Origin of the sequence: Aeromonas sp. QDB34 (assembly GCF_027705405.1) — a bacterium.
Classification (GTDB): domain Bacteria; phylum Pseudomonadota; class Gammaproteobacteria; order Enterobacterales; family Aeromonadaceae; genus Aeromonas; species Aeromonas hydrophila.
Map to the genome: position 1 here is coordinate 858,714 of NZ_JAPDBT010000001.1, position 16,081 is coordinate 874,794.

General features: G+C 59.1%; 12 protein-coding genes and 1 pseudogene. 2 read left to right on the top strand and 11 right to left on the bottom strand.

The window, feature by feature from the left end; translation table 11 throughout:
• Positions 1 to 112 precede the first annotated feature (112 nt).
• From OKC29_RS03765 to OKC29_RS03815, 11 genes are all read right to left on the bottom strand, one after another.
• Positions 113 to 1,417 carry an inosine/guanosine kinase gene (locus tag OKC29_RS03765; protein ID WP_011706316.1) on the bottom strand — a complete coding sequence of 435 codons (1,305 nt, stop codon included), beginning with the start codon at positions 1,415 to 1,417 and terminating at the stop codon, positions 113 to 115.
• Between the two features lie 179 nt (positions 1,418 to 1,596).
• Positions 1,597 to 1,989, bottom strand: a complete 393-nt coding sequence (locus OKC29_RS03770; RefSeq protein WP_011706317.1) for an MAPEG family protein — start codon at positions 1,987 to 1,989, stop codon at positions 1,597 to 1,599.
• A gap of 73 nt (positions 1,990 to 2,062) precedes the next feature.
• Positions 2,063 to 3,037 (bottom strand): ferrochelatase, encoded by a 975-nt coding sequence (gene hemH, locus OKC29_RS03775; protein WP_026080103.1) that lies wholly within the window; start codon positions 3,035 to 3,037, stop codon positions 2,063 to 2,065.
• 114 nt (positions 3,038 to 3,151) lie between these two features.
• Positions 3,152 to 3,796, bottom strand: coding sequence for an adenylate kinase (adk, locus tag OKC29_RS03780; protein ID WP_011706319.1), 645 nt, complete (start codon positions 3,794 to 3,796; stop codon positions 3,152 to 3,154).
• Positions 3,797 to 4,050: 254 nt separating this feature from the next.
• Entirely contained in the window at positions 4,051 to 5,964 is a 1,914-nt protein-coding gene (gene htpG, locus OKC29_RS03785) for a molecular chaperone HtpG (RefSeq protein WP_073350574.1), read from the bottom strand.
• 233 nt (positions 5,965 to 6,197) lie between these two features.
• Positions 6,198 to 6,800 (bottom strand): recombination mediator RecR, encoded by a 603-nt coding sequence (gene recR / locus OKC29_RS03790; RefSeq protein WP_010633741.1) that lies wholly within the window; start codon positions 6,798 to 6,800, stop codon positions 6,198 to 6,200.
• 125 nt (positions 6,801 to 6,925) lie between these two features.
• Positions 6,926 to 7,783: a formate dehydrogenase accessory sulfurtransferase FdhD gene (gene fdhD, locus OKC29_RS03795; protein WP_073350575.1), complete on the bottom strand. Its 858-nt coding sequence runs from the start codon at positions 7,781 to 7,783 to the stop codon at positions 6,926 to 6,928.
• A gap of 10 nt (positions 7,784 to 7,793) precedes the next feature.
• A complete protein-coding gene (locus tag OKC29_RS03800; RefSeq protein ID WP_073350576.1) occupies positions 7,794 to 9,923 on the bottom strand; it encodes a sigma 54-interacting transcriptional regulator in 2,130 nt (709 codons plus the stop codon).
• A gap of 354 nt (positions 9,924 to 10,277) precedes the next feature.
• A complete protein-coding gene (locus OKC29_RS03805) occupies positions 10,278 to 10,577 on the bottom strand; it encodes a hypothetical protein (RefSeq protein WP_010633738.1) in 300 nt (99 codons plus the stop codon).
• A 180-nt stretch (positions 10,578 to 10,757) separates the two neighbouring features.
• Positions 10,758 to 12,902 (bottom strand): formate dehydrogenase subunit alpha, encoded by a 2,145-nt coding sequence (fdhF, locus tag OKC29_RS03810; RefSeq protein WP_083557455.1) that lies wholly within the window; start codon positions 12,900 to 12,902, stop codon positions 10,758 to 10,760.
• 46 nt (positions 12,903 to 12,948) lie between these two features.
• Positions 12,949 to 13,548 (bottom strand): 4Fe-4S binding protein, encoded by a 600-nt coding sequence (locus tag OKC29_RS03815; RefSeq protein WP_073350578.1) that lies wholly within the window; start codon positions 13,546 to 13,548, stop codon positions 12,949 to 12,951.
• A gap of 673 nt (positions 13,549 to 14,221) precedes the next feature.
• Between OKC29_RS03815 and OKC29_RS03820 the strand changes: the two genes are divergently transcribed.
• Positions 14,222 to 15,085, top strand: a complete 864-nt coding sequence (locus tag OKC29_RS03820) for a bacteriophage abortive infection AbiH family protein (protein ID WP_073350579.1) — start codon at positions 14,222 to 14,224, stop codon at positions 15,083 to 15,085.
• Positions 15,086 to 15,591: 506 nt separating this feature from the next.
• Positions 15,592 to 16,005 (top strand): annotated as a pseudogene (locus OKC29_RS03825) (KUP/HAK/KT family potassium transporter); the annotation flags it as partial.
• Positions 16,006 to 16,081 lie beyond the last annotated feature (76 nt).

The following is a 16,081-nucleotide window of genomic DNA, read 5'->3' on the forward strand; positions in this document are numbered from 1 at the left end:
AGTGACATGGACTCAAGCATCTTGGGGTTTATCACACAAAAAACTGCCCGCGGCCGGGTTTTACCTGACAAAACGCCTCCCGAAGGAGGCGTTTTCAGCGCAAGGGGCGGGATCAACGCTCCCAGTACACCTCTTCCAGGCTGTCTTCCTTCTCCGGCAGACCGCGCGACAGGCGCGGGCTGCTCTGGGCCAGTACCTCGTAGCTCACCCGGTTGGCGTACTTGCACACCTGGGAGAGCGAGGAGTAGGTGAGGAACTCGGCCACGTGCTTGGCGGAGTTGGGCACGGCGCTGCGGTGATAGGCGTTGGCCACCATGTCGTGCAGCACGGCGGAGAGGGCCCCGTCTCCTGCCCCGTTGGTGTTCTTGATCTTCTCCGGCCCGCCCATGTAGGGAGAGATGTGGGAGTAGATACGCTTGGGCACGCGGCAGCCGCTGCGGGTCATCGGGCGGCTGAACTCGTACATGTTGAACTCGGGGATGACACCGGGCAGCAGCGGCAGCGTTGTCTCGCGCTTGAAGTCCTCTTCGGTGTAGGCAGCCATGTAGAGCCCCACCGGCCCTGCGGTGCAGAGCACCATGTCGGCCCAGTCCAGCGCCTTGTCGGCAGCGGCCAGCGGATCGGAGAAGCCGGTCAGGGCCTCGCCCTCTTCCTCGTTCATGGCGAGCACGGTCACGTTCTCGCTGATGAAATCGCGCCACCACTGGGGGTCGGACTCGATGACGAAGCGGGTACCCAGGGTCAGCACCACCGGCACGCCGGCCTCGCGGGCATAGCGCACCGCGGTCATGGCCGCGTCCTTCATCGGGGTGCCATCTTCACCGCGCACCAGGTAAGCGGTGATGACCAGGGCGGAGGACTCCTTGATGATGGTCTCGGGGATGTGGGCCACATCCAGATGGTCCATCTTGCCGGCGTTGATGCCAAAGCTCCGTTCGCCCCCTTCAGTGATGAAGGTGAAGCAGCGACCGACCGGGCCGTCTACCGGCTGCAGGTAGTCGAGGTTGACCCGTGACGAGGTGTTGCACAGGTAACGGTAGGCGTAGCTGCCGATGCGAATGTCCTGGCTCATGACGCCGAGCAGGATGGAGTGGGAGTCCGCCAGCACCGAGTAGTTGTGCATGGTGTTGCCGATGGTGCCACCGGCAAACTCGCTCACCACCATGTTGTTGCTCTTGAGCTCGTCGTAGATCTGCTCGGCCACGTCATCGGAGATGAGCATGGAGTGGCCGCGGCTCAGGCCGTAACGCTCGAGAAATGCCAGATCAACGTGCGCCTCGATATCGACCAGCGTCTGGTCAATCCCGACCACATAGGCCTTGCCCCGCTCCGCAAGCACCGCGCTCTGGGAGATGAGGGGATCACGACGATCCACAGGAAAGTAGTGTTTGGACTTGCGCTGACCGGGAAATTTCATGGCAATGTTCTTGTGCTCTGGGGGAAAGAGGGGCGGGATTTTAACACAATCCGCCGCGCCGAAAAGTCGCCTGATTAAAATATGAAGTCAGTATAGACACGGGCTGTAGAGGAAAACGTTTACCAAAACCCATCAAAAAAACCACCTCGCAAGGAGGTGGTTTTTACAGCGAACAAGACTCAGCCGGCGGCGAGCCCCTGTGCTAGCGCCAGCACCGAGAAGAGCCCCAGCGCCAGCCAGAACAGCAGGGTGCCGACCAGCCTCGGCAGGTTGGGTGCCTTGGGGATCTGGATGCCGATGGCATGCAGGATCCGTCCCACCAGCAGCGCCAGGCCGCCGGCATGGAGCCAGAAGGCCCCGACACCTGCCAGCTCGCACAGCGCCATCAGCAGCAGGGTGAGCGGTACGTACTCGGCAAAGTTGCCGTGGGCCCGGATGGCTGCGCGCATCTCAGGCGCCTCCCCTTCCCCTATCATCACCTTGAACTGGGCCCGGCGCTTGACCACCCAGAAGGAGAGCAAGAGGAACAGCAGCCCCAAGAGGCCGGCGTAAATCAGGGTGATATGCATCATGGTGAAACTCCTTCTCCTTGGATAGCGAAGGGCTGGCAGCCGATGCCGATGGGCGGCACCAGCTGTATGTCTGTCAGGCCAGCTCGCGGCAGATCAGCGACACCATCATGCGGATGTGGGCCTGATCGCTGTTGAGGGCCGGAATGTATTCAAACTGCTCGCCACCGGCGGCCATGAAGATCTCCCGGTTCTGCACCTGGATCTCCTCCAGGGTTTCGAGGCAGTCGGCGGCAAAGGCGGGGCAGATCACATCGAGCCGCTTGATCCCGGTGGCCGGCAGGCCACCGATGGTCACGTCGGTGTAGGGCTTGAGCCACTCCTCCTTGCCAAAACGGGACTGGAAGCTGGCGGTCCACTGGCTGGCCTCCAGCCCGAGCGCCTCGGCCAGCAGGGCGGCGGTGCGCCGGCACTGGTGACCATAGGGATCACCTTCCCGCTCGTAGCGCTCGGGAATGCCGTGGAACGACATCAGCAGGTGTTCGCCCTGGCCGTGCTGTTCCCAGTGGCGACGCACACTCATGGCCAGCGCCTGGATATATTCGGGGTGAGCATGGTAATCACGAATGAGCCGCACCACCGGCAGGTTGCGCTCTTTTTTCATCGCCTTGGCCCAGCCATCGAACACCGAGGCGGTGGTGCTGACCGAATACTGGGGATAGAGCGGCAACAGGATTACCCGGTTGACTCCCTTGGCCTTGAGCGCCTGCCAGCCCTCATCCAGCGAAGGGGAGCCGTAGGTCATGGCCAGCTCAACCGGCACCTCGACCCCTTCGCGCTTGAGCTCCTGCTCCAGTGCCGCGCGCTGCTGCTTGCTTATCACCATCAGCGGCGAGCCCTGCTCGGTCCACACCTGCTGATAGAGCTTGGCCACCTTGGGGGAGCGGGTCGGCAGGATGATGAAGTGGAGCAGAGGACACCAGAGGTAGCGCGGCAGGTCGACGACCCGCTGATCGTGCAGAAACTGGCTGAGAAACGCCTTGACGGCGGCCGTGGTGGGCGCGGCTGGGGTACCCAGATTGACCAGCAAGATCCCGGTTTTCGTGGTCACGTATGCTTCCTGTCGTTCTGTTGTTATGTCTGAATGCAAGAAAGGGCCCATGCCGGGCCCTTGTCTCACTGGCACATTGCCGCTGGCCCCTTGGGGACGATGGCAATGGCGGGCTTAGCCCAGGATGGTCGCCAGCTGCTTGCTGACCAGATCCACCGGCTGGGTGCCATCAATCTTGACGTAACGGGTGTTACCCGCTTCCGCTTCCTTACCGTAGAAGCCGATGAGCGGTGCGGTCTGCTGATGGTACACATCCAGACGCTTGCGCACTGTGGTCTCTTCGTCGTCGGCACGGATCACCAGATCTTCACCGGTCACGTCGTCCTTGCCTTCCACTTTCGGCGGGTTGAACACCACGTGGTAGGTACGGCCGGAGCCGGAGTGAACGCGACGACCGCTCATGCGCTTGACGATCTCTTCGTCCGGCACGTCGAACTCCAGCACGAAGTCCACGGCAACACCGGCGTCCTTCATGGCTTGCGCCTGGGGAATGGTGCGCGGGAAACCGTCCAGCAGGAAGCCGTTGGCGCAATCCGGTTGGGCAATACGCTCTTTGACCAGGCCGATGATGATGTCGTCAGAGACGAGCTGACCTGCGTCCATCACGGCTTTGGCCTTGAGGCCCAGCTCGGTGCCCGCCTTGATCGCGGCACGCAGCATGTCGCCGGTGGAGATCTGCGGAATACCGTGTTTTTCCATGATGAACTGAGCCTGAGTACCCTTGCCGGCACCCGGAGCCCCCAACAGAACAATGCGCATACACGCTCCTATTGATTGGTTATTCAATTCTTGAGAAGGCAAAAAACTACACGGTTTCGCCCATTTTCACAAGCTTGCCCCGTGTGAGTGGCTTATTTTTCACCATCTTTCCGACATGGCAATACGACCATTGGCGCAGATCCGTGTACGAAAAATGAGTGAAAATGCAGCAGCGCTGCACGCAACTGGCGCCTACCCCGGACGGGGCAGGCGCCAGAAAAGAAAGAGCCCACTGCACGCAGTGGGCCCAAACATCATGCCTGGAGTAACAGACGGTTGATACGGGAGACGAAGCTCGCCGGATCATTGAGCCCGCCCTGCTCGGCCAGCTGGGCCTGTTCGTGCAAGAGGGTGACCCACTCGCCGAACAGCGCCTCGTCCTGGATGGTATCGAGCTTCTTCACCAGGGCGTGGTCAGGGTTCAGTTCCAGAATGTACTTCTGCTCCGGCACCGGCTGACCGGCGGCGCGCATCAGCTTGATCATCTGGGTGCTCATGCCATGGGCATCGGTGACGATGCAAGACGGTGAGTCGGTCAGACGGTGGGTGACGCGCACCTCTTTTACCGCCTCGCCCAGGCTCTGCTTGACCCGCTCCACCAGACCGGCGTTGGCTTTTTCAGCCTCTTCCTGCGCCTGTTTGGAGGCTTCGTCTTCCAGATCGCCGAGATCCAGCTCGCCACGGGTGACGGAGACCAGCTGCTTGCCGTCGAACTCGTTCAGATGGCTCATCAGCCATTCATCGACCCGCTCCCACATCAGCAGCACTTCGACGCCCTTCTTGCGGAAGATCTCGAGGTGCGGGCTGTTCTTGGCGGCAGCGTAAGAGTCGGCGGTAATGTAGTAAATCTTCTGCTGGCCTTCCTTCATGCGGCCAACGTAATCTTCCAGCGACACGGTCTGGGCTTCGCCCTCGCCGGCGGTGCTGGCAAAGCGCAGCAGCTTGGCGATCTCTTCGCGGTTGGCGTAATCCTCGGCCGGGCCTTCTTTGAGCACATTGCCGAACTCGCTCCAGAACTTGGCGTACTTCTCGGCATCATCCTTGGCCAGCTTGGCCAGCATGGTCAGCACGCGCTTGGAGCAGGCCTTGCGCAGGGAGACGGTCACCTTGTTGTCTTGCAGGATCTCACGGCTGACGTTGAGCGGCAGATCGTTGGAGTCCAGCACCCCTTTGACGAAGCGCAGGTAAGCCGGCATGAACTGCTCGGCGTCGTCCATGATGAAGACGCGCTGCACGTAGAGCTTCAGGCCGTGTTTCTGATCCCGGTTGTAGAGATCGAACGGTGCGCGGGCCGGCACGTAGAGCAGGCTGGTGTACTCCTGCGCCCCTTCCACCCGGTTGTGACCCCATAACAGCGGATCTTCAAAGTCGTGGGCGACGTGCTTGTAGAACTCCTGATACTCCTCGTCCTTGATCTCTTTCGGGTTGCGAGTCCACAGCGCAGTGGCACGGTTGACCTGCTCCCACTCGCCCGGAGTGCCGACGATGGTTTCACCGTCTTCTTCGCGATCCGGGGTGCCCTCTTTGTACATCTCCACCGGCACGCTGATGTGGTCGGAATATTTGCTGACCACGGAGCGCAGACGCCAGTCGTCGAGGAACTCGTCCTCTTCGGCGCGCAGGTGCAGGATGACGTCAGTACCACGGCCTTCCTTGGTCACGTCAGCCACGGTGAAGGAGCCTTCCCCTTCCGACTCCCATTGCACGCCCTGCTCCGGTGCAGTACCGGCGGCGCGGGACACCACGGTCACCTTGTCGGCGACGATGAAGGCGGAGTAGAAGCCCACCCCGAACTGACCGATCAGCTGGGAGTCGCGGCCCTGATCACCGGAGAGGTTCTTGAAGAACTCGGCGGTGCCGGACTTGGCGATGGTGCCCAGGTGCTCGATCACCTGATCACGGGTCATACCGATCCCGTTGTCGGAGATGGTCAGGGTCCGATTTTCTTTATCAACCACCAGGCGAACGCGCAACTGGCCGTCGTTTTCGAACAAAGAGGCATCGGAAAGCGCCTTGAAGCGCAGCTTGTCCGCCGCATCGGAGGCGTTGGAAATCAGCTCGCGCAGGAACACTTCTTTGTTGGAGTAGAGGCTGTGGGCCATCAGGCTCAGCAGTTGTTTGACTTCAGTCTGAAACCCGTGGGTTTCGGCATGAACGCTTTGGGTCATCGACACTATCCTCAGGCGATTCGGGTTGAACATATTCCCGATCCAAGATGGGGCCGGCGATCGCCATTTCAAGGGGGACAAAACGTCGAGGCGTGCGAATGGCGATTTTTGCGCCAATCGACCCTCTTGCCCAACAAAAAACCCGCCGAGGCGGGTTCTGGTATTGCTGCTGAGTCGCGACGCAGGGCCTGTTGAAGAACAGACGCTGACTCAGTTGAGGGGCTGACGCTGACTTAGTTCAGGGGCTGGCGCCCCATCAGGGAGTGGGAGAGCGTGGTGCCGTCCACCAGCTCCAGCTCGCCGCCCACCGGCACCCCGTGGGCAATCCGGCTCACCTTGACGCCAGCGGCGCGGGCCATGTCGGCGATGTACCAGGCGGTGGCGTCCCCTTCGATGGTGGGGTTGGTGGCCAGAATAAGCTCGCTGATCGCCTCGTCTTTCAACCGTCGCTCCAGGATCTCCAGCCCCAGCTCCTCGGGGCCAATGCCGTCCAGCGGCGAGAGATGGCCCATCAGCACGAAGTAGCGGCCGGAGAACTGGCCGGTCTGCTCGATGGCAGCCACGTCCGCCGGGCTCTCCACCACGCACAGCAGGCCGTTCTCTTCGCGCTTGGGATTGGCGCAGATCTCGCAGCGCTCATTCTCGGTGAAGGTACGGCAGTGGCTGCAGTGGCCAATCTCGGTCAGGGCGCGAGAGAGCAGCTGGGCCAGCCGCAGGCCGCCGCTGCGCTCACGCTCGAGCAGGGTAAATGCCATGCGCTGGGCCGACTTGGGGCCGACACCCGGCAGCACCTGCAGGGCTTTCATCATCTCATCCAGCAGCGGGCTGAATTTCATGGGCTTGGTATCCTTTGACGCTGTGTCGGCCGCGGCGCCCTGACGGGCAAGGAGCGTGACCGAACCTATCTTGTTGGCGCAGGACTATACCCGAGCCAACCCCGAGCGCCAATGGGCTTGTGCCCTCAGCCCTCTGCCGAAACGGCGGATGACGCTGCGCTCGCCAGCAGGATGCGCTGGCAGCCGCAGTAGATCTCGGCCCGGCCAGGGCGACAGAAGCCCACCAGGGTGAGCCCGGTCTGCTCGGCCCGCTCGACCGCGAGCTCGGTGGCGGCCGAGATGGCGAGCAAGATCTCCACCCCGGCGCTGGCGCACTTTTGCACCATCTCGAAACTGGCGCGGCTGGTCACCAGGATGGCGCCGTCGCGCCGGCCACTGCGTTGCAGGTGCCCCACCAGCTTGTCCAGCGCGATGTGGCGCCCCACGTCCTCGCGAATGGCGAGGATGTTCCCCTCGCCATCCACGTGCACGGCGGCATGGGTCGCCCCCGTGCTCTGCCCCAGTAGCTGGAGCGGGCGCAGCGCGGCCAGCACCTTGTCGATATGACCCACTGCAAAGCGCTGGCTGTCGGGCAGCCTTGGCTGGGCACGCACCACCTGCTCCAGGCTCTCGCTGCCACAGATGCCGCACCCGGTGCGCCCGGCCAGGGTGCGCCGTTTCTCTTTCAGGCGATGGACGCAACGATTGGCCAGGGTGATGTGCAGCTCGATGCCGCCACAGGCGCTCTGCTGCTCGATGTCGTGGATATCGAGCAGGCTGTCGATGATCCCCTCCGACAACGAGAAGCCGATGGCGAAATCTTCGAGATCGGCGGCCGAGCACATCATCACGCTGTGGGCGATGCCGTTGTAGACCAGCGCCACCGGGGTTTCGCAGGGCAGCTGCATGGCGCTGTCGGTGGTGACGCCGCGCTGATGGTAATGGACCACCTCGCGATGGGCGCTGAGCGCCTGCGGGGTGTCGGGGTCGAGTTCAAGCAACATCTGGGGCCCCTTAGTTGAGGGTGCGGGGATCTTTGGCCGAGATCCCGAGCCGTTTCATTTTCGACAGCAAGGTGGTGCGCTTCATGCCGAGGCGCTGGGCCGCGCCCCGCTCGCCGGCAACGATGCCGTTGCACGCCTTCAACGCCCGGATGATGCTGACCCGCTCATCCTCACCCTGTGCCTCTTCACTTTGCGGCAAGGCGGGCAACGGCTCACGAAACAGCTCCCGGGCCGGCTCGTCATAGACCAGGGTCTCTATCTTGTGAAAGCCCTTGAGGGGCAGCAGCTCGTCCGGCGAGAGGTTGAGCACGTGGCCGCGGGTCATCACCACCGCCCGCTCGATGATGTTCTCCAGCTCACGGATGTTGCCGTACCAGGGGAGCGACACCAGCATCTTCATGGCGTCGGCCGGGATGGAGGTGATGGTGCGGCGCATCCGCTTGGCGATCTTCTTGATGAAGAAGTTCACCAAAAGCGGAATATCCTCGCGCCGCTCGCGCAGGGGCGGCAGCTCGATGGGAAAGACGTTGAGCCGGTAATAGAGGTCGCTGCGAAAGCGCTTGTTCTTGACCATGGAGAGCAGATCGCAGTTGGTAGCCGCCACCAGCCGCACGTCGATGGCAATGGGGTTGCTGTTACCCACCCGCTCCAGCTCGTGCTCCTGCAAGACCCGCAACAGTTTGGGCTGCAGATCGAGCGGCATGTCCCCCACCTCGTCGAGGAACAAGGTGCCCTTGTGGGCCCGCTCGAAGCGGCCGATGCGCTGGGTCAGCGCCCCGGTGAAGGCCCCCTTCTCGTGGCCGAACAGATCGCTCTCGATAAGGCCGGTGGGAATGGCGGCGCAGTTCACCTTGACCATCTCGTGATCGTGGCGGGCACTCAGGGCGTGAATGGCCTGGGCGATCAGCTCCTTGCCGGTGCCGGTCTCCCCCAGAATGAGCACGGTGCAGTCGCTCTGGGCCACCAGCTTCACCTTCTCCAGCACCTTCTCCATCACGGCGCTCTGGTAGATGATGTTGGCAAAGTCCCCCTGCGGCGCGGGTCCGTCGACCCGAAGGGTCTTCTCCCTGGCGCCGGTGGTGTTGGAGATCTCCTGCTGCGCCTGCACGTTGTTCATGGCAATGGCCGTGCGCGCCGCCACTTGTTCGAGCAGCGAGATATCGAGGTCGGCGAAGAAATCCGCTTGTGGGTGGGAGAGGATCAACACCCCCAGCAGGTTGCCCCGATAGCGCAGCGGCAGGATGCAGGAGCTGTCGGCGTCGGGGGGCAGGATCTGGGAGGTGAAACGGCAGCTCGACTGGCAGCCGTGGCCCTGATCGCGATAGAGGAAGAAGGGCTCGCTGTGGCCGAGCGCCCCCTGCAGGCAGTTCTTCTCAAAACACGAATGGTTGATGATGCCCGGTTGTTCGCGCTGCTGCCGATTGACCAGGTAGCTCTTGAAGCTGTCGGAGGTGGCGTTGTACTCGGCCAGGCACAGGCTGCTGATGCCAACGTGGTGGTGCAGTATGGTGAACAGGCTCTGGGGCAGCTCGGCGATGCGCACCAGTTTGATCACCGCGTTGGTCACGTCCACCAGGATCTTGCAGCTGTCGCGCTCAAGGCGCAGGGAGTTGGCCTGCTCCAGGGTGCGCTCCTTGTCCAGCACGTTCTCCAGCGCAATGGCGACAATGGCCGCCAGCTGGGTCAGCTTGGCCAGGGTCTCCATCGGGAAGGCATTGGCCTCGCGGCTGATGAACTCCACCCCGCCCAGGTGGCTGCGGGCAGTGGTGATGGGCAGCTGGCAGTAGGATTGCAAGCCGTCATAGACCGGAGTGCTCGCCAGCTGTTCGCAGCGGTGGCGAAAGCGGCTCGCCGGCAGCACGATGGCCTGCTCGCGGGAAAAATGGAGATCGGCCTTGCGGCAGATGAGGTGCGCCGGCCCCTGCTCCCCCAGGTAGTAGAAGACCGCCTCCTCCCCCGTCCCCAGGTTGAGGATGAGGTTGACCCGGTCTACCTGGCGAAAGCAGGGCTGGATCCGGTTCAGCTTCTTGATGAAATCGTCCAGGGTGACGGCAGAGAGCAGGTTCTTGGAGAGGGAGAGAAAGCCGTCATCCCAGATGGGTGAGATGTCGGTCAACGGAATGGCACTCACATTCAGCATTCAGGCCTCGCATTACATCTAGATGGGTACCCTTGCCGGCCAATTGCAGCACGGCAACAACGGTAAACAATGCATCAGCCATCGCAGTCAGATGTTATAATTAATTTTTAAAAACTTAACGCTTAATTATAAAAACTAACATGCACCGAAATAGCATCGCGCAGATTATCGCAGGATGGCTGGCATAATAAGTTAGCCCCATCCCCATTACAACCAAGCCGGCCCTGGCACATATTACAGCTCCGTCAGCGAATATTTCCCGCCACGCCCAAATATGGCGTCACTATCGCCGTCATTCGCCGCATATCGCCGCCAACTGGCCCATCCTCTGCCCCTGTTGCCGCTGTCGCAGGCTCATGAGGAGAGCAGCCGGTAGTTGTGCAGTTTCAGCCCGCCGAAGATGAAGGCGGCGGAAAATAGCTGAAGTCCCAGCAATAACCCACTGATATTGTCAGCTATTTCCACCGACACCACCCGATGGGTGAGATAGACCCCGAGCCCCAGCACGCCCGCCAGCAGGCAGTTGACCAGGGTGGTGGAGAGAAAGGCGATGAGCCAGGCCGCCTGCACGCTCAATGCCGCCAGCACGGCGCTCATGGCGATGCGCGCGGCGATAAAACAGCCGAAGAAGGCAAACCCCAGCAGAAATATCAATTCGTCGTTCCATAGAAAACACCCAATCCCTAACAACATCACCAGCAAATAAGCGGAGACATAAAAGATCCCGAACGAAAGATTTAATTCATTTTTCATGATGGACACCTGCCAGCTGAAAAAAGGATGAGCGGATCCGGGCCCTGTATACAGAGCCTGGATCCACTTTATTAACGACGATTACCCTTTGGCGGCGCTGCGCAATTTCGCCTTGAGCGCGCTGTATTCAGTCTGGACGTACACTTCCGCCCCTGGCTGATCCTCGATACGCTCAATTTTCACTGCGCAGTACTTGTACTCCGGCGTGTAGGAGACGGGGTCAACGTGCTCGATGGTGAGCTCGTTGCAGGCCCCGATCCACCACTGGTAGGTCATGTAGACCACCCCGGCGTTGACCCGCTCGTTGTAGTTGGCCCGGGTGATCACCTTGCCGCGGCGCGACGAGATCCAGACCAGCGCCTGATCCTTCACCCCGAGCTTCTTGGCATCGCTCGGGTGGATCTGCACATAGCCAGGCTCATCGGCCAGGGTCTGCAGCGCCGAGCAGTTGCCGGTCATGGAGCGGCAGGAGTAGTGACCGACTTCGCGCACGGTGGAGAGCACCAGCGGATACTCGGCACAGGGCTGCTCCAGCGGCGGCCGCCACTCGGAGGCAATCAGCTGGCCCTTGCCGCTCGGGGTGGTGAACACATTCCCCTCGAACAGGGTGCTGGTGCCCGGGTGATCCTCGGTCGGGCAAGGCCACTGCACGCTCTTGAGATCGGCCATCTTGTCATAGCTGACCCCGGCATAGAGCGGGCAGAGTCCGCGCAGCTCGTCCCAGATCTGTTGGGTGTCGCGATACTCCATGGGATACCCCATGGCGGTCGCCATCAGCGAGAAGATGGCCCAGTCCGGCTTCACGTTGTCCGGCGGTGTCACCGCCTTGTAGAAGCGCTGGAAGCCGCGATCCGCCGAGCTGTAGACCCCCTCGTGTTCGCCCCAACTGGTGGCGGGCAGAATGACGTCAGCCATCTCGGCCGTCTGGGTCATGAAGATATCCTGCACGATCACCAGCTCCATCCCCGCCAGGGTGCGGCGGAACTGACCGAGATCGGCCTCGGTCTGGGCCGGATCTTCCCCAAAGATGTAGAAGGCCTTGCACTTGCCCTCCTCCACCTTGTGGCCAAGCTCGGTCAGCCGGTAACCCGGTTTCTGGGAGAGCCCATCCACCCCCCACGCCTTGGCGAACTTGGCGCTGATGGCGGGATCGCTCACCGACTGATAACCCGGGAACTGGTGCGGCAGCATCCCCATGTCGCAGGTGCCCTGCACGTTGTTCTGACCGCGTACCGGCCCGCAGCCGGTGCCACGACGACCGAAGTTGCCGGTCAGCAGTGCAATACCCGCCAGCCCTTTGACCACGTCCACCGCCTGACCGTACTGGGTCACCCCCATGCCCCACAGGATCATGGAAGCAGGCGATGCAGCATAGGTGCGAATGGCGGCGCGGATATCGGCGGCTTTGAGGCCGGTGATCCCCTCCACGTATTCCGGGGTGTACTTGGCCACCGTGGCCTTGAAGGTGTCGAACCCTTCGGTGTAGTTGGCGACAAAGGCCTTGTTGTAGAGCCCTTCATTGATCAACACGTTGGCGAAGGCGTTAACCAGCGCCATGTTGGAACCGTTTTTGAGCGGCAACCACTGATCGGCGATACGGGCGGTCTCCACCATACGGGGATCACACACAATCACCTTGGCCCCGTTTGCCTTCGCCTTGAGGATATGGCGGGCGACGATGGGGTGAGAGTCAGCAGCGTTGTAACCAAACACCAGCAGGCACTTGGTCTCTTGAATTTCGGGAATGGCGTTGCTCATGGCGCCGTTGCCTACAGTTGTCTCCAGACCGGAGACTGAGGGTGCGTGTCACACCCTCGCGCAGTGGTCGACGTTGTTCGTCCCAATCACCGCACGGGCAAATTTCTGCATCACATAGTTGGCTTCATTGCCGGGGCCACGGGCAGAGCCGGTGGTCATGATGGCGTCCGGGCCATATTTCGCCTTGATGGCAGAGAGACGGCTGCTGGCGAACTCGATCGCCTCATCCCAGGAGACGGCCTCGAACTTGCCACCGCGCTCGCGGCGGATCATCGGGCTCTTGAGACGGGGGGTCAGCAGGTTGGTGTCGTTCAAAAAATCCCAACCGTAATAGCCCTTGAGGCAGAGCTGCCCCTCGTTGGTCCGGCCGTTGGCGCCTTCGGCCCCCACCACCTTGTCGTTTTCAACCAGCAGGTTGATTTTGCAACCGGTGCCGCAATAGGGGCACACGGTAATGACTTTTTTCATGACTCACACTCTTGTTTGTTAACGAAAAACGGCTCGGCAAGCCCGCTCACACCCGCGCCGGCATCGCCAGCAGTGCCTCGGCACTGGCCAGCTGCTTCTGCCGGTTCAGGGTTTCAAGATGCTCCGGCGTGACCAGCCGCAGCGCCTGGGTCGGACACACCTCGACACAGGCCGGGCCCGCCTCGCGGTGACGGCAGAGATCGCACTTGAGCGCCTGTGCCTTGGTCTGCGGCCGCTTGAAGAGCGAATCGGCAGCGGGTGCCACCTCTTTGAGCACCACCGCCATGGCGCCGTAAGGACAGGCCACCACGCAGGACTTGCAGCCGATGCAGCGCTCCTGCAACACCTTGACGCAACCATCCTCGCTGACGATGGCATTGTTCGGGCAGGCCATGGCGCACGGCTTGTCTTCACACTGGCGGCAGAGCACCGGCGTGGTCACCTTGCTGCCCACGATCACCTTCAGGCGCGGCTGAAAGTAGCTGTCCTTGGAGACCAGATGTCCATCCTCGATGGCAAGATGCAGGCCGCTCTCCCGCTCAAGGGTCCCGCTGCAAGACCCTGACTGGTGTGAAACGGCGCAGGCCACCTCACAGGTACGACACCCAATACAGAGACTGGGATCTGCAATCACGAAGCTGTTCATAGAGAGGGATCCTAAATGGTTCGTTACACCCGACCGCCCTCACCCACCTGGCAGGTGACAACGCGGTCTGCCCCCACAAAGCATTTATCAGACCAACACGGACGGATGGCCGTCATAAAATCACAAGCCAATGAAAATAAAGGAGTAATCTGGATGGTGAAGGCGGTATTTGCCGCAACTGACGAGGGTGACGAAGGGGCAGGAACCTGCTCGACATGACAAAAGTGACGAGGTCGACACTGGCTGACCAACCCCTGCTCTAGCCGTGTAACGGAGCCGTTTACAGCAATGTGGAGCAAGGATTGGGCACCATAAACTACGTAAGCAAAAGGGCGAAATTCGGGGGGAGACAAGCCAAGAGCCAAAAATGGGATGGGCAGCATACAGAAGCACCTAGGGAGAGCGGCAAGTTGCTTGGTTTTGCTATCGAGTTGGCAAGTCATCATCAAGTCAGGATGAACAAAATAAGTCATTTATTGACTGATTTGTTGAACCAGAGCCGGTTTTAGGCCACTGCCCCTTCAGTTTTCTATCCCTCCGGTTAATATGTGCCAATTGGCAACCAGACCCACAACGATCGTTTTCGTGCAGATTACTTCATTAAAAATGGGAAGTCCTAGGGAATTATTAATAATCACAAAAAATATATTAATTAAACTGGAATATTTTCAATATGAAGACATTGTATATAATTGGTAATGGATTTGACTTATGGCATGATTTACCTACAAGCTATAACGACTTTTATGGGTTTGCAAAAGACCTCCTCGATGAAATAGAAGAATACTACTCTTTTGATTTATGTGAACACCAGCCTTGGCATGATTTTGAAAATGCGCTTGGTAAATTTGACGCAGATAACTTCTTTTCGATTCATAATGAGGTCAATGTTAATTCAGAAGACTTTAGACCAAGAGATATTTATGGTTTAGAGGATGAACTTACTGAACAAACCAAAAATCACGTTTCTACTATCGAAGAGACATTTATTGACTGGGTTAATAGTATTGATGTGACTAACGCTGTTCAAAAAATGACTTTCAATACTAATTCAGTATTTATTACCTTTAATTACACATCAACACTTCAATCCATCTACAACATTGAAGATGAACTTGTTTTTCATATTCATGGAAGTGTAAGCAGACACAGTGAACTGATTTTTGGCCATGGAGAAAACATTACAGAACCATCAGAATTTGATGAGGATGGAGAATATAGTGGTCATATGTTTTCAGAAGCAGAAAGTATTGCCACATATCCTCTATACGCTCTACGAAAACCAGTTGAAGCTGTATTAGATAAAAATGAGGGATACTTTTCAAGCCTCAATGATATTAATGAGGTGGTGATTATCGGCCATTCATTAAACAATGTTGATCTACCATATTTTCACCGAATCAAGAATCATGTTGGAGATGTTATGTGGAAAGTTTACTGCTACGAAGCGTCAGATAAAGAAAAATATATACAAAGTCTCCTTAAGTGTGGTGTTATCCGAGATAAAATTGAAATCATCACATATGATGAACTCTGATATTCCATTGCACCTCTTGCATTTTCCAAAATTAGCGGTGCAATTCACTTCGTTCATTGCACCCTACTTGCTGTCTCTTGATAAATAAAGACTCCATCGCAGCCTTACTCCCTCTCCTTTACTGCCAGATCCCATCTTTATTGGTCAGCATTTTATCGTTTATTTCTTAGCCAGCTTGATGCAAAACGCTGGCAAAAATGGATAGCCAGCTAAAACAATCACTTGCCAGGGGTTGGACGGGGTATTTCAATCAGTGGCCAATTAATAATTTCGTTAGCCACCCCTTTTTGATTATTTATACCTGAGCATAAACCCACGACGGGTGTGTCATTATACCCTTAACGGCAGATGAACAGACTGTGTCCCATGATGAGCCTCTTTATATCCAGTTAGCTCCCTTTCCCATCGCAATCCATTAATGCGTTCCTGCGGCACCTGCCGCACGCCCGATAGACGGGGGCGGCCCGTGCTGGCCAATCGTCACCATCAAACTGACAGACAACTTCATGAACGGTAATCACAAACAAGCCCTGTCCGGCGTTACGCTGGCGGCGATCGGCGTGGTCTATGGCGACATCGGCACCAGCCCGCTCTATACCCTGCGCGAGTGCCTCTCCGGCCAGTTCGGTTTCGGGGTGGAGCCCGCCTCCATCCTGGGCTTTCTTTCACTGATCTTCTGGCTGCTGATCCTGGTGGTCTCGGTCAAGTACCTCTCCTTCGTGATGCGGGCCGACAACGCCGGCGAAGGGGGCATCCTCACTCTGATGTCGCTGGCCACCCGCAACACCCCGGCCAAGTGGACCCCCTTGCTGATCATCCTGGGGCTGATTGGCGGCAGCTTCTTCTATGGCGAGGTGGTGATCACCCCGGCCATGTCGGTGATGTCAGCCATCGAGGGCTTGAACATCGCCGCCCCCTCCCGGCGTTTTTCAAGATAGTTGTCGCGTAAACCTGTTTTAAACTGCCTGTTTTTGCTCTGGTTCGGACCTATCAGGA

Coding starts and splice junctions, on each gene's coding strand:
- recR (WP_010633741.1), bottom strand. CDS start 6,800: ATGAAATTCAGCCCGCTGCTGGATGAGATGATGAAAGCCCTGCAGGTG.
- OKC29_RS03820 (WP_073350579.1), top strand. CDS start 14,222: ATGAAGACATTGTATATAATTGGTAATGGATTTGACTTATGGCATGAT.
- OKC29_RS03815 (WP_073350578.1), bottom strand. CDS start 13,548: ATGAACAGCTTCGTGATTGCAGATCCCAGTCTCTGTATTGGGTGTCGT.
- OKC29_RS03800 (WP_073350576.1), bottom strand. CDS start 9,923: ATGCTGAATGTGAGTGCCATTCCGTTGACCGACATCTCACCCATCTGG.
- fdhD (WP_073350575.1), bottom strand. CDS start 7,783: ATGTTGCTTGAACTCGACCCCGACACCCCGCAGGCGCTCAGCGCCCAT.
- OKC29_RS03770 (WP_011706317.1), bottom strand. CDS start 1,989: ATGATGCATATCACCCTGATTTACGCCGGCCTCTTGGGGCTGCTGTTC.
- adk (WP_011706319.1), bottom strand. CDS start 3,796: ATGCGCATTGTTCTGTTGGGGGCTCCGGGTGCCGGCAAGGGTACTCAG.
- OKC29_RS03765 (WP_011706316.1), bottom strand. CDS start 1,417: ATGAAATTTCCCGGTCAGCGCAAGTCCAAACACTACTTTCCTGTGGAT.
- htpG (WP_073350574.1), bottom strand. CDS start 5,964: ATGACCCAAAGCGTTCATGCCGAAACCCACGGGTTTCAGACTGAAGTC.